The organism is Nonomuraea sp. CA-143628, from assembly GCF_050942315.1.
GTDB lineage: Bacteria > Actinomycetota > Actinomycetes > Streptosporangiales > Streptosporangiaceae > Nonomuraea.
In genome coordinates, this window is record NZ_CP192072.1 from 249,039 (window position 1) to 261,792 (window position 12,754).

Annotated in this window: 10 protein-coding genes; 3 read left to right on the forward strand and 7 right to left on the reverse strand. The window is 68.2% G+C overall.

Annotated elements, in window-relative coordinates; all coding sequences use genetic code 11:
- The first annotated feature begins 452 nt into the window (after positions 1-452).
- Both ACQP2T_RS01280 and ACQP2T_RS01285 read left to right on the forward strand, forming a co-directional pair.
- A complete protein-coding gene (locus ACQP2T_RS01280) occupies positions 453-1,448 on the forward strand; it encodes an AraC family transcriptional regulator (protein ID WP_433514362.1) in 996 nt (331 codons plus the stop codon).
- Between the two features lie 494 nt (positions 1,449-1,942).
- Positions 1,943-3,085, forward strand: a complete 1,143-nt coding sequence (locus tag ACQP2T_RS01285) for an epoxide hydrolase family protein (RefSeq protein WP_433519691.1) — start codon at positions 1,943-1,945, stop codon at positions 3,083-3,085.
- A gap of 261 nt (positions 3,086-3,346) precedes the next feature.
- Here ACQP2T_RS01285 and ACQP2T_RS01290 read toward each other — a convergent pair whose 3' ends face one another.
- From ACQP2T_RS01290 to ACQP2T_RS01310, 5 genes are all read right to left on the reverse strand, one after another.
- On the reverse strand, positions 3,347-3,565 hold the full coding sequence (locus ACQP2T_RS01290; protein WP_433514363.1) for a hypothetical protein: 219 nt from the start codon (positions 3,563-3,565) through the stop codon (positions 3,347-3,349).
- A gap of 67 nt (positions 3,566-3,632) precedes the next feature.
- Positions 3,633-3,917, reverse strand: coding sequence for a hypothetical protein (locus tag ACQP2T_RS01295; RefSeq protein WP_433514364.1), 285 nt, complete (start codon positions 3,915-3,917; stop codon positions 3,633-3,635).
- A 21-nt stretch (positions 3,918-3,938) separates the two neighbouring features.
- A complete protein-coding gene (locus ACQP2T_RS01300) occupies positions 3,939-5,561 on the reverse strand; it encodes an MFS transporter (RefSeq protein ID WP_433514365.1) in 1,623 nt (540 codons plus the stop codon).
- A 1-nt stretch (position 5,562) separates the two neighbouring features.
- On the reverse strand, positions 5,563-7,062 hold the full coding sequence (locus ACQP2T_RS01305) for a class I adenylate-forming enzyme family protein (protein ID WP_433514366.1): 1,500 nt from the start codon (positions 7,060-7,062) through the stop codon (positions 5,563-5,565).
- On the reverse strand, positions 7,046-8,599 hold the full coding sequence (locus ACQP2T_RS01310) for an NAD(P)-binding domain-containing protein (RefSeq protein ID WP_433514367.1): 1,554 nt from the start codon (positions 8,597-8,599) through the stop codon (positions 7,046-7,048). The genes ACQP2T_RS01305 and ACQP2T_RS01310 overlap by 17 nt, the downstream gene beginning before the upstream one ends.
- A 62-nt stretch (positions 8,600-8,661) precedes the next feature.
- Here ACQP2T_RS01310 and ACQP2T_RS01315 point away from each other — a divergent pair, with 62 nt between their 5' ends.
- On the forward strand, positions 8,662-10,152 hold the full coding sequence (locus ACQP2T_RS01315) for an aromatic amino acid ammonia-lyase (RefSeq protein ID WP_433514368.1): 1,491 nt from the start codon (positions 8,662-8,664) through the stop codon (positions 10,150-10,152).
- A 10-nt stretch (positions 10,153-10,162) separates the two neighbouring features.
- On the opposite strand, the gene ACQP2T_RS01320 is transcribed toward ACQP2T_RS01315, so the two are convergent.
- On the reverse strand, positions 10,163-11,752 hold the full coding sequence (locus ACQP2T_RS01320; RefSeq protein ID WP_433514369.1) for an ABC transporter permease: 1,590 nt from the start codon (positions 11,750-11,752) through the stop codon (positions 10,163-10,165).
- Entirely contained in the window at positions 11,749-12,642 is an 894-nt protein-coding gene (locus tag ACQP2T_RS01325) for an ATP-binding cassette domain-containing protein (RefSeq protein ID WP_433514370.1), read from the reverse strand. The genes ACQP2T_RS01320 and ACQP2T_RS01325 overlap by 4 nt, the downstream gene beginning before the upstream one ends.
- Positions 12,643-12,754: the final 112 nt, after the last annotated feature.

Below are 12,754 nucleotides of genomic sequence, written 5' to 3' on the forward strand. Positions count from 1 at the left end.
AGCCGTCAACAGACCGACCCCGCATGAACGTTTTCGACATTTTGGAAACGTCCTCTTTCTTGTTGCCCTGGGGAAGAAAGAGGCCTTACTCTTGGGCTCATCTTGTTGATTATATCAGCATTTGTTGTGATATTTAAAAACAAGGATGTCGGGCGTATTGAGGCGAGATGGCCGGTGGCGGCGGTCGATGGTGTTTGGCGCACGACAGACGCACTCCACAGCGACGCGACACAGATCAGGGCCTGGGAAATGTGCGCTCATCGACTCGGGAGACAGAGCAGGCAAGAGAATCCGCTACGGGCTCAGGGTCAGCGCCAGGAACTACCTGACCGCTACACCGGAACCATTCAAACGGATGTGACGGCGGTGCGAATGGGAGGCCAGGTCGCTTGACCGGCCTCTGTCCAGCCAATTGGACAGGTCCGGCCTACGGGAGCAGGGGGATCCAGACCATGAATGAAGCGAAATCACAGAGCTTGGGAAAACTTCCGGGGGCATCCGGGCAGCCCATAATTTTCAAAGGCGATGTAGAGGAAATGCGAGCGCAAGTATCGCAGAACTTCTCGCCGCACGGCCTCAAGGTCGCCAAGGCCCATCCAAACGGTGGCCGATACCGGCTGCTACACCGTGGGAACATCGTCTTGCACACACTGGCGTACGGGGCGGAAATCCGGGTTGAAGTACCGGAGCTGCCCGACTTCTACAACATTCACGTGCCGTTGACCGGTGGTGGACGATTAATGATCGGGGGCCAGGATGTCGCTGCACCCCTTACTATCATCGGCCCTCGGCGGCGCATCGACATGAACTGGAGTGTCGATCACGACGTCATGATCATCCAGGTTCCTGAGGTGCTCATCGATCGGGTCCTTGAGGATCAGCTCGGCGATGCCCCGGAAAGGGATATGTGCTTCGAGCCGCAAGTCATCGATGAGAGCCCCCTGGGTCGAGTCCTACGCGCACTTTCCCTCCCGGCTACGGCGGGCGGAACGTTCCCCTTTGCGGCCTCATCTCTGGCCGAGCACCATTTCGAGCAGTTCTTGCTGCACACTCTGCTCGGCTCACAGCCCCATACCTACTCTGCCGACCTCGGGGAGCCCAGTGCTCCAGTGGCCTCCGCAGCACTTCGACGCGCGCGCCGCTTCTGCGAAGAACACGCCGCCGAACCGATCGGCCTAGGAGACATCGCCACGGCGGCCAGGGTGAACGTCCGCACCCTTCAGGCGGGCTTCCGCGAACACCTGCAGACAACGCCTATGGCCTATCTGCGCAATGTACGGCTGGCCCGGGCTCACGCCGATCTTCTCCACATCGCGGCGACAGGCGGCCGGACAACTGTTACAGAGGTGGCGCTCCGCTGGGGTTTCATGCACTTGAGCCGGTTCGCCGCCTTCTACCGCCAGACCTACGGTCACGCCCCCTCGGTCACACTGCGTGGACGACAGTGAAGGCGACGTTTGAGGCTGTGAGACGCGTGCGACCGGTTGAAGGGGTGCGGAAGCGTTGCCGGGCAGCCGTCGGCTCGTGATGCTTGAGGTGAGACCTCCCGCGGCACGCTATCCACAGAGCGCGTTTGGTTCTGCGCTATATGGATAGCCAACGTCGTGGGACGCTCATAATCTCCACTCTCAAGCACGAACCGGCGAACAGCCCGAAAAGCTCTCGGCTTTCGAGCCATGAGGCGTCGCCCATACGGGAAGAGGTCTGCGACGAGGCTGATCCGGAAGTGTGTGCAGTAGTGCGGCATGAGTTTTAGCCCCATTTAATATTATCGCCAGGCTGGTGAGTCGGCGCCCCGCCGTGGCTGCCTTCGGTATCGTCATCGGCGCTCTGAGCCTGTCGATCACGCGCATGCTTGGAAGAAATTCGAATTGCCAGCAAATGGACCGGTCTTCTTCATGCTTCATGTAAATATTCCGTTTCCGAAAGGAATGGTTCGGTGATCAACGCGTTCCGCATAGACATCCCGCAGGACCAGCTGGATGATCTACGAGATCGGCTTGCCCGCACCCGCTGGAGCGGCGAGATCGGCGGCCAAGGATGGGGCCGCGGCGTCCCGACCGGCTACCTGCGACAGCTCGCCGCCTACTGGGCCGACGGCTACGACTGGCGCAAGCACGAGGCCAGGCTGAACGAGCTGCCCCAGTTCACCACCGACATCGACGGGCAGACCATCCACTTCGCGCACATTCGCTCACCCGAGGCAGAGGCGACCCCGCTGATGCTCATCCACGGGTGGCCCGGCTCGTTCGTCGAGTTCCTGGATGTCATCGGCCCCCTGACCGACCCGGGTTCCTATGGCGGCGACCCTGCCGATGCCTTCCACCTGGTGATTCCCTCTCTGCCGGGGTTCGGCTTCTCCGCTCCGCTGCGCGATACGGGTTGGACGCAGGGTCGCATCGCCGACGCTTTCGCCGAACTGATGCACCGGCTCGGCTACTCCCGCTACGGCGTGCAGGGCGGCGACGTCGGCGCTTTCGTCGCCCCGGCCATGGGGCGTCAGGATTCCGAGCACGTGTTCGGCGTGCACGTCAACGCCCTGGTCACCTTCCCGATCGGGGCCGACGGTGAGATGGACGGCCTGACCGCGGCCGAATATGAGCGGCTGGCGCGCCTGGAGCACTGGCAGCAGGAGCAGAGTGGCTACGACAAGCTCCAAGGCACCCGCCCGCAGACCCTGGGACACGGCCTGAACGACTCTCCGGCCGGCCAGCTCGCCTGGATCGTCGAGAAGTTCAAGGAATGGACCGACAGTGCCGCCGACCTGCCTGAAGACGCGGTCGACCGCGACGCCCTCCTCACCGACGTCAGCATCTACTGGTTCACGGAGACCGGCGCTTCCTCGGCCCACAACTACTACGAGTCCCACCATGACCCATCGGCCTGGGCGTCACGCGAACCCGGGACCGTGCCCACCGGCGTAGCGGTCTCCCTCACCCAGGACGTCGCCATCCGTCGCTTCGCCGAACGCGACCACACCATCGTGCACTGGACCGAATTCGAGCGCGGCGGACACTTCCTGGCCCTGGAACAGCCCGGCCCGTTCGTCGCCGACGTGCGCGAGTTCTTCCGCTCTCTGCGCTGACTATGTGAGCGCGACTGGCCGCCCTGGAAACCAGGAATGATCAAGCAGCCGCGTGCATTGGGGCGGACCGGGGCGCCCTGTCGTGATTGCTCACAGTGGGTTTCCCCGGCCCGCCCGCCGCCCGCCCTTGTTCAGAGCCGACGAGCTCGGGAAGGCCGACTTCGCCGGCGATACCTCGGCCCGGAGGACGACGCCGTCAAGCACCACCCAGAATCAGCCCGGCTACGAGGTACGGCACGGCAGAACCTCAGTTTCTACGGCTCATCCCCACCTCATGGACGCCGTGGACACGCCTCCGCCGTTCGCCCAATGGCGGGAGTCAGGGGCGGTGAGTAACGAAAAATCGCGGTTCTCCACCGAGAAGTCGCGGTTGTCGACTGAGAAGTCGCGGTTCTCGGCGCTCGCCGGAGCGGCGGCGAACGCGAGTCCGGCCCCGGTGAACGCCAAAGTCGCGGCCAGGGCGAGAACGGTCTTGCGCACTTTTCCTCCTGATGCTCGTGTCTCTCGGTCTCCTGCGGTGGATCGTACGGAGAGCTGGAATGCCGGACTATCCGGAAAGTGAGCGGTTTACAGCGCGATCCGGACACTGGACGATTGTTTCCGGAACGGGGCGCGCGTCACGGGCGTGCGATCTGTCCTTACCATCCACGGCGATCGCCCACCCGTGCTCGTCACAGGCCGCGTGCGCGCGCAGCCACCCGCCCACAGCGCTATCGAGGGCGTCGGCGTCCAGGCTGATCAGCACCCATCGCACGGTGGTGGCGCCGGGTGCGAGATAGCGGCCGATCACCGGATGGCGACGCGCGCCCAGCAGGCCGAGCAGGGCGAACAAGATCGTCCAGCCCGGTGCCGCCTACAATCCGCCGGATCGTCGGGAGGACGACATGAGCTCCTCGGCCGTGATGAGTTCGAGTTGCTTGTGCCGAGTCTCCGGGCCGAAGGCGATGAGGGCGATCATGGCCAGGGCCATCGGGACGACACCGACAGCGGCGGTCACTCGTACAGAAGGGATCGCGACGGCGGTGACCACCAGGGCCAGGATCAGCACGCCACCGGCCTTGGTCGCTCCCGCGGACAGACCGCTGGTGCGGGCGCGGATCACGGTCGGATAGATCTCCGCGGTGTAGGCGGCGAGTACGGCGTTCAGGATGCTGATTCCCCATACCGGCACGACGAGCAGGACATACAGCAGAGTGCGGTTGGCGGCCACCTGATCGCCGAGCAACGCGAAGGTGGCGAGGGAGCCGCCCATCACCGCGGTCACGAGGATGATGGTCTTCTTGCTGCTCCAGAATCCGTACAGCAGCGCGATCGGCAGGCTGAACGGGAATCCGATGATCGCGGCGTTACGGAGGATCTCGCTCGCGTTCACCTCGGAGAAGCCGAGTCGCTGGAGGTTGGACGGCATCCACTGCTGGAAGCCGTACTGGGTGGTGCCGATGCTCAGGGCCAGCAGGACGACGACGACGGTCAGGCCGAGGAACGGCTTGCTGAACGCCAGCCGAGAGCCGCTCCCCAGGTTCTGCTCGACGGCGAGCTCGGACGGCGTCTCGACGATGGTGGCGCCGTATTTGCGCATCACGGCCTGGGCCTCCTCATCGCGGCCCTGCTTGATCAGGAAGCGCGGCGACTCCGGGATCCAGCGGTTCAACAGCAGCAGGATGAGACCGGTGGGCAGGCCGATCAGCCACAGCAGGCGCCAGCCGAACTGGTCCGGCGCGGCCCAGGTGGAGGCCAGCCAGCTCACGATGATGTAGGCGCCGGCGATGTCGCTGCCGATGAGCACGATCATCCAGCCGCGATGTCTCCTCGGCACCGTCTCCGAGAGCAGCACGAAGGTGAGTGGAAGCATGCCGCCGACGCCGAGACCCATGACGAAGCATGTGACCAGGTTCATCCAGAACTCGGGCATGGTGCCGCACGTCGACGTCGCGATGAAGATGATCGCCGCCAGCAGGATGGACGCCCGTCGGCCGATGCGATCGCCCAGCCAGCCCCAGATGAACGAGCCGATCATGGTGCCGGCGATGCCGGACAGCGGGTAGAGGCCGATCGGCAGCGCGTCCGCCGTCGGGTTGAGCGGTCCGCGCAGCCCGTACTCCGCCGCGGCGCCGGGCGCGAGGAAGGCGAAGGCGGTCGGTTTCATCACGTCGATCGTGATGGCGGCCGCCATGACCAGGAGCAGCCCGATGTGGGCGGGCCTGATCGGCGCGTCGTCGAGAGGGGTGATGCTCACCTGGCTCAGCTCGGGCCGGCTGCCTCGGGACTTCGGGAACAGGCTGTAGGTGGTGATGCCGACGCCGATGAACAGCAGGACCATGCCGACGGCCATCTCGGTCGTCACGGGCATGCCGGCGAGGTGATAGCGCATGTCATGGGCCATGAAGTAGCTCGGCAGCTGTAACAGCACGCCGACCGTGGTGATCGTCACGCCGGACCAGAACGCCAGCGGATGTTCGTACGAGGCAGATCTCACGTCAGTACCCTTCTGGCGGTTTCCGGCAGGGCTCGGTCCGGGGGATCGCGGTCATTAGGAGGCGCTTGTCCGGTTTTCCGTTCGGCGCGGTCGGCGCCTCGTCGATGACGGTGATGCTCGCCGGTACGCACGCGTCACCGAGTTGCTCGCTGACCAGCGTCCGCAGCGAGGCGAGGTCGACGGCCCGGCCCGCCACTGGCACCACGAACGCGTGCACCGCCTCGCCGGTGTCCTCGTCCGGGGCGCCGATCACGTACGCCTCCGCGATGTCGGGGGAAGCGGCCAGGACCCGCTCGATCGGACCGGCGTAGTAGAGGTTCGCGTTGACGATGATGACGTCCCGCGTCCGCCCGACGAGGTACAGTCGTCCGTCCTGGTCGAAGTGGCCCAGGTCCCGGGTGCGCACCCACCCGTCGATGAACACCTCCGCGGTCCGCGTCGGTTCGGCCCAGTACCCGATGGCCTGGGTGGGCGTGCGGACGTACAGCTCGCCGTCGACACCAGGCGGGACGGGCCTGCCGTCCGCGTCCCGGACCACGACGTCGATGACGTCGGGCGGGAACCCGACCGAAGGGGCGACATCTGACGGCCTGGCCATGGAGATCGTGCCGGTCTCGCTCTGCCCGTAGCCCTGGAACACGATCGGGCCGAGCACATCGAGCGCTTCGCGGAGCCGGGACGCCTCCAGCGGGGACCCGGACACCATGAGCGCCCGCAGGCTGCTCAGGTCGGCCGGGGAGCTGCGCTGCGCGGCGACGAGTTTGTACAGGCGGGGCACGGTGATGACGCTGGCGGACGCCCGATGTCTGGTGATCGCGTCGGGAAACATGGGCGGGTCGGCGACGACCATGGTCCCGCCCGCGGCAAGGGTGAGGACACCGTACTCCATCATCACTTGGCTGCTCAGCGACCCGAACACGAGGTAGCGCCGCAGGCGGGACGCCAGTTCTCGGATCGCCGGCGGCCACGCCGCCGGGCGGGCCGTCCACGCCGCGTTCAGCGCGGCGTAGGTCTGTGCGCATGCCTTTGGTGTGCCGGTGCTGCCGCTGGTGTAGACGAGCCGGGCGACGTCGTGCGGGCGGCCGGACAGGTGCGGCGGACCGTCCTCGTCGGGCGCGGCCAGCAGCTCGGAGACGGTCAGGGTGCGCGGAGCGTGCTCCGGCCCGGTGGCCGCGTCGGTCACGACCGCGGCGACGTCCTGGTGGAGCACGTGGCGCAGTTGGCCGCCGGACAGCCCGGGCCGCACACCGACGACCCGAGCCCCCACGACGTAGCCGGCGATCATCGCGGCGAACGCTTCGGGAGTGACGCCCAGCAGCATGGCGAGGCCATCCCCTGGCCCGATGCCCGCCGCGCGCAGTCCGGCGGCCATCCGCCGGACGAGGTCGAGCATCTGCGCGCCGGTGACGGTACGGGCACCGTGCTCGAAGACGGATCGGTCCCCAGCCGCGCCAAGGAGGTCCAGAATGGACCGCGGGTAGGGTTCAGCCGACGTCGGCAAGGCATTCCTTGACGAAGACGGCCAGGGGCTGCTGGTGCACCGCCGGCAGGTTCCACTGGTTTTCCAGGTTCTCGGCGAGGTGGTGGACGCCGGTCGGCGTCCCCTCTCGGTAGTGCCGCACCACCGGGTGCAGGTAGTTCGCGTCGTGAGCGTTGGCGACGTCGTTCTCGACGACCCTCAGGATCGAGATGTCGAACGGGTCGACGGCGTCGTGATCCTTTCCGTACTCCAGGGTGACGACGAACCTGTGCCGGGCATGGCCGAGGCCGCCGTCGGCGACGTACGCCACCGGGACCTCCTCCTGGTACAGCGCGGTGTCGCCATCCACGGTGACCACGTCGCCGAGCACGCCGAACTGCTGCCACAGCGCGGAAGAGCGGTTGACCCGGGCGATGATCGCGTCGCTGACCGCGTCCGGGGTCGGCTCGACCTTCCCGGCAGGCCAGGTCCCACCGTGGTAGCGGGTGGTCAGGATCCGGTGGAGCGCGCGCACCCCATAGCGGAAGCCGTGGATGAACCCGTTCGTGGACTTCTTGAAATCGCGCTGCTGGGTGAGCGTACCGGCGAAGTACAGACCGGGCACGGTGGTCGACTCGTACGCCGGCGTCTGCTCGGGGAAACGGTCGTTGACGACCAGCGCCGGCCGGCAACTGTCGTCGAACGCCGAGGCGTCGAACCGGAAACCGGTGCACACGATCACCCGGTCGTAGAACAGCTCGCGCAGTGCTTCCACGGTACGTGCATAGCGGAACATCACCCGGTAGCGACCGTCATCACGGCGTTCGATGCTCTCCACCGTGCCGTCGAGGACCGTGTTCTGGGACTTCAGCTGGTAGCTGTCGAGGAAGTTGTTGTTGACCGCGCGTAGGTGCCCGACGTAGTGCGACTGCCAGGCCATCTTGATGGAGTGCGGCCCGGCGACGTGGATGACCGCGGCCTTGGCCATGAGTGCCTCGGCGGTCTCGAACCCCGAGTTGCCCTTGCCGATCACCAGGACCCGCTGGTCGACGAAGGACGCCGGGTCGGTCTCGAACGTGTCGTAGCGTTCTGTGGCCTCGATGCCGGGGATCGGCGGGACGTACGGCTGGGAGACGCCGGTGGCCATGATCAGCCGCCGGCCCCGCCATGAACGTCCATCGCGGTCGACGGCGGTGAACCCGTCGTCGTCCCGGCTGATCCGGGAGACGTGGGTGTCGTAGTGCACCCGGACGCCGGTCGCCGCCGCGAAGTCGGACAGGTAGCGCACGAGATCGTCGGCCTGCGGGAAGTACAGCTCGCTGTACCGGGTGAACAGCAGCTCCGGATCGTCGCTGAGCAACGAGTTCCAGTCCATCCGCAGCCGCAGCTCCGGGTCCTCGTACCCGGTGTGCACCTTGTTGATGGAGATCAGCTGGCGGTGCCGTGGGAACCGGGTGAAGAAGGTTCCCGGCCCGGCTCCGCGTTCCAGGACGACATAGTCGTGACCGCCCTGTTCCAGCAGCGCGGCGAGCTGCAGCCCGGCCGGCCCGGCCCCGATGATCAGGTAGTCATGCGCCATGATCCGGAAGCTACGGACGGATTCTCAGAGGATTCTGAGAATTCACCGCCTATGGTCCAGGCATGCCCGCCGTCGAAGGCTCCATCAACCTCAGCGCCCCGTTGCGCTCCGCCGACCTGCACCGCGCCGCGACACCGGTGTCCGTCGTGGTCGACGAGGCCGTCCGCGGCCGCGTCGAGCGCGGCCGTGACCACCTGCGCGGCGTGCTGAGGGAGGAGGAACGCCCGGTCTATGGCGCGACCACCGGCTTCGGCGCCCTGGTCGGGTTCGCCGGCCGGGACGAGGAGACGGACCAGTGTGACAACACCCTGGCCCACCTCGGTGCCGGGCAGGGGCCGGATCTGGCCCATGACGTGAGCCGCGCCGCGATTCTCGTGCGTGTGTGGTCTCTCGCCCAGGGACTGTCCGGGGTGTCGGCTCACGTGGTCGACGGGCTGGCCGCGATGTTCGCCACGACGTTCGTTCCGGTGATCCCACGCTACGGTTCGGTCGGCGCGAGCGGAGACCTGATCCCGCTCGCCTATGCCGCCCAGGCATTACGTGGCCGGGGACAGGCGTCGGTCGACGGCCGGCGGATGCCCGCGGCCGAGGCGCTGCGCCATGCTGGGCTGACCCCGTTGACGCTCGACGGCCGGGATGCCCTCGCGCTCGTCAACGGCACCTCCCTCACCACCGCCGCGACCGCTCTGGCCCTGGACAGCATCTGGTCCTCCCACCGCGCGATACAGGCGCTCACCTGCCTGCTCGTCGACCTGCTCGGCTGCGACCCGGGCTTCCTCAACCCGCGCCTGCTCGACGCCTATGGCCATCCCGGCGCGATCGACGTCGCCGACGGCATGCGCAAGACCCTTTCCGGGATCAGCCCGACCCGCACACGTGCGCTGCAGGAGCCGTACAGCATCCGCTGCTCCCCACAACTGCTGGGCGCCGCCGAGGACGCCCTGCGGTACGTCGACGGTGTCGTCGAGGCCGACCTGTCCAGCGTCAGCGACAACCCGCTGTTCTTCCCCGACGACGACCTGGTGGTGCACGGCGGTAACTTCTTCGGGCAGCCGGCCGCGTTCGCCGCCGACGTCCTGGCGATGGTCACCGCCCAGCTCGGCAACCTCGCCGAGCGGCAGCTCGACCTCCTCGTCGACCCGGCCCGCAATGGCGGGTTACCCCCGATGCTCGCCGCCGGACCCGGCCGCCAACACGGGATGCAAGGCGTACAGCTCGCCACGACCGCGTTCGTCGCCGAGATCCGCCGCGCCGCCGTTCCGGCCGGCATGCAGAGCCTGCCGACCAACCTGCACAACCAGGATGTCGTGCCGTTCGGTACCCAGGCCGCCCTTCGCGCCTATGACATGGCCGCCCTGCTGCACCTGCTCTGCGGCTCGCTGGCGGTGGGACTGCGGCAGGCGGCGTACGTCGGCGCCCGCAGCCCCACGGCCCCAGGCTGCGCGGCACTCCTCGACGCCCTGGTCGAGGCGATCCCTCCCGTCGATCCCGACCGCCCGCTGGACGCCGATGTCCGCAAGGCCAGTGCGCTGCTCACCGCGATGCTCCCCTGAACCCAACGAGTCAGTTGCCGGCCAGGTCACGCCGCTGGAAGGCGGCGACACCGGCCAGAACGAGCGCCATCGCGACGGCGGTCAACCAGAGCAGCGGCGCGGCGCTCACCTCGCCCCCGGGCACCTGGGGGAGGTGGGCGTAGGGCGACAGGTTCCTGATCCAGTCATCGAGCTGGAGCAGCTCGCCGAGCTGGCCGAGCAGGGCGAAGGCCACCAGAGCCGTCCAGGCCAGGGCCGTCAGCCGGGGCAGCAGGCCGAACAGCAGCATCGCGATCCCGGCCAGTACCCATGCCGCGGGCACCTGTACCAAGGCCGCGCCCAGCAGCCGGGGGACCTGCTCACCGACCTCGCCCGTTCGCAAGCCGTGAGCCAGCCCGGCCGCCAGGCCGCCGGCCGTGAGGATGATCGGGGTGCCGCCCAGTGCGACGACCAGGTGGCTGAGCGTCCACCGCCGGCGGGGGACGGCCGCAGCCAGCACGGGCTCGGCGCGGGCGCCGGCCTCTTCGCCCTGCAACCGCAGCGTGGCCTGTACGGCGAAACCGCCCACGGCCAGGCCGAGCAGCCCCATCACGGCGGCCAGGAAGGTGTCCACCAGCGCCCCCGCGCCGCCCAGCCGCTCCAGTATCGCGGCGAGCTGCGGGTTGTCGTTGACGATGTCGCCCACGCTCTGGGCCAGCGAGCCGAACATGGCCCCGGCGATCGCGAAGCCGATCATCCAGCCCAGCAGCCCGCCCCGCTGCAACCGCCACGCCAGCGCGAGCGCACCGGCCAGGCTCGGCGCCGCGTCCGACGGGCCCAGCCGGGGCGGCAGCAGCCCGGCGCCCACATCTCGCCGCCTGGACAGCAGCGCGGCCAGCCCGACCAGGACGAGTCCGGTCAGCGCCAGCAGACCGACCACCCACCAGCGTTCGCCGGCGAAGGCACGTACCCGCTGGGCCCAGCCCAACGGCGACAGCCATGCCAGCGCCTCGACACCGGCGGCGTCACCCGAGGCCCGCAGCAGATAGGCCAGGCCGAGTACCGAGACGGCCAGCCCGTTGGCGGTGCGGGCATGCTCGGTCACCTGCGCGGCCACCAAGACGATGCCGGTGAACACCCACCCGGTGCCGCCCACCGCGAGTCCGAACCCGAGCGCGCCGGAGCCGGGAAGTCCTTGGCCGGTCAGCGCCGCAGTGAGCAGGAGCGCGATGAGGAGGTTGGCGCCACCTGCCACGATCACCGCGGCCGCCGGGATCGCGTGGCGGCCGACCGCGCAGGCCCCGATCAGTTCGGCGCGGCCGGTTTCCTCCTCCGCGCGGGTGTGCCTGGTCACCACCATGATGCTCATCAAGCCGGCCAGGCCGGTGGCGAGGGTGGTGGCTCGCCAGGCGGTCAGTCCGCCCACCGATGTCGGGTCGAAGACCGGGCCGGTGAGCGCCTGCAGCGCGGGGGTCGAGCCGATGGTGACGCCCAAGGCGAGGCGTTGTGCCATGTCGGGGTAGAGCTCGCCGATCGCCGCGGCGGTGGCCGCGACGACACCCGCGATCATCACGATCCAGGCCGGGAGCAGGAGGCGGTCACGGCGCAACGCCAGCCGTACCAGCGTGAACGTGCCCGTCATGACGCGCTCTGGTAGTGCCGCAGGAACAGCTCTTCCAGGGTGGGCGGCTGGCAGGTCAGGCTGCGTACGCCCGCGTCGGTCAGCAGTCGCAGCGCGGCGCCGAGCCGGTCGGCCTCGACCTCGAAGCGCACGCGCGAGCCGCTGACGGCCAGCTCGTGCACGCCCGCCAGCTCGGCCAGGCCGTCGGGGATCCGGTCCAGCTCGGCGGTGACGGAGCTGCGGGTCAGGTGGCGTAACTGCGCCAGGGTGCCGCTCTCGACGGCTCGGCCGTCGCGGACGATGGTGACCCGGTCGCACAGGGCCTCGACCTCGGACAGGATGTGGCTGGACAGCAGCACCGTACGGCCGTTGCCGCGTTCCTCGGTGACGCACTCGCGGAAGACGGCCTCCATCAGCGGGTCGAGCCCGGCGGTCGGCTCGTCCAGCAGCAGCAGTTCCACATCGGAGGCCAGGGCCGCGACGAGGGCCACCTTCTGCCGGTTGCCTTTGGAGTAGGCGCGGCCCTTCTTGGTCGGGTCGAGGTCGAAGCGCTCCAGCAGCGCCTTCTTGCGCCGCTGGTCGAGCCCACCGCGTAGGCGCCCGAGCAGGTCGATGGCCTCGCCGCCGGACAGCGTCGGCCAGAGCACGACGTCGCCGGGTACGTAGGCCAGGCGCCGGTGCAGCTCGACCGCGTCGCGCCACGGGCGGCCACCCAGGAGTTCGGCGTGGCCGGAGTCGGCCCGCAGCAGGCCGAGCAGGATACGCAAGGTGGTGGTCTTGCCCGCGCCGTTCGGGCCGAGGAAGCCGTGGACCTCGCCGGTGTCCACGGTGAGATCGAGCCCGTCCAGGGCGCGCACGTGCCCGAAGGACTTGGTCAGCCCGCTGATGAGGATGGCAGGATTGCCCTGCATGGGCGCCTCCCTGAAGCCGGTCCGATATGACGTTGCCGACCAGACTTCCCGGCGCTCCAGGATTTGACGTTAACAGCAGCAACTCCTCCGCACCAGACATGCCTCAGCGAAT

Coding starts and splice junctions, on each gene's coding strand:
- ACQP2T_RS01310 (WP_433514367.1), bottom strand. CDS start 8,599: ATGGCGCATGACTACCTGATCATCGGGGCCGGGCCGGCCGGGCTGCAG.
- ACQP2T_RS01320 (WP_433514369.1), bottom strand. CDS start 11,752: ATGACGGGCACGTTCACGCTGGTACGGCTGGCGTTGCGCCGTGACCGC.
- ACQP2T_RS01325 (WP_433514370.1), bottom strand. CDS start 12,642: ATGCAGGGCAATCCTGCCATCCTCATCAGCGGGCTGACCAAGTCCTTC.
- ACQP2T_RS01280 (WP_433514362.1), top strand. CDS start 453: ATGAATGAAGCGAAATCACAGAGCTTGGGAAAACTTCCGGGGGCATCC.
- ACQP2T_RS01315 (WP_433514368.1), top strand. CDS start 8,662: ATGCCCGCCGTCGAAGGCTCCATCAACCTCAGCGCCCCGTTGCGCTCC.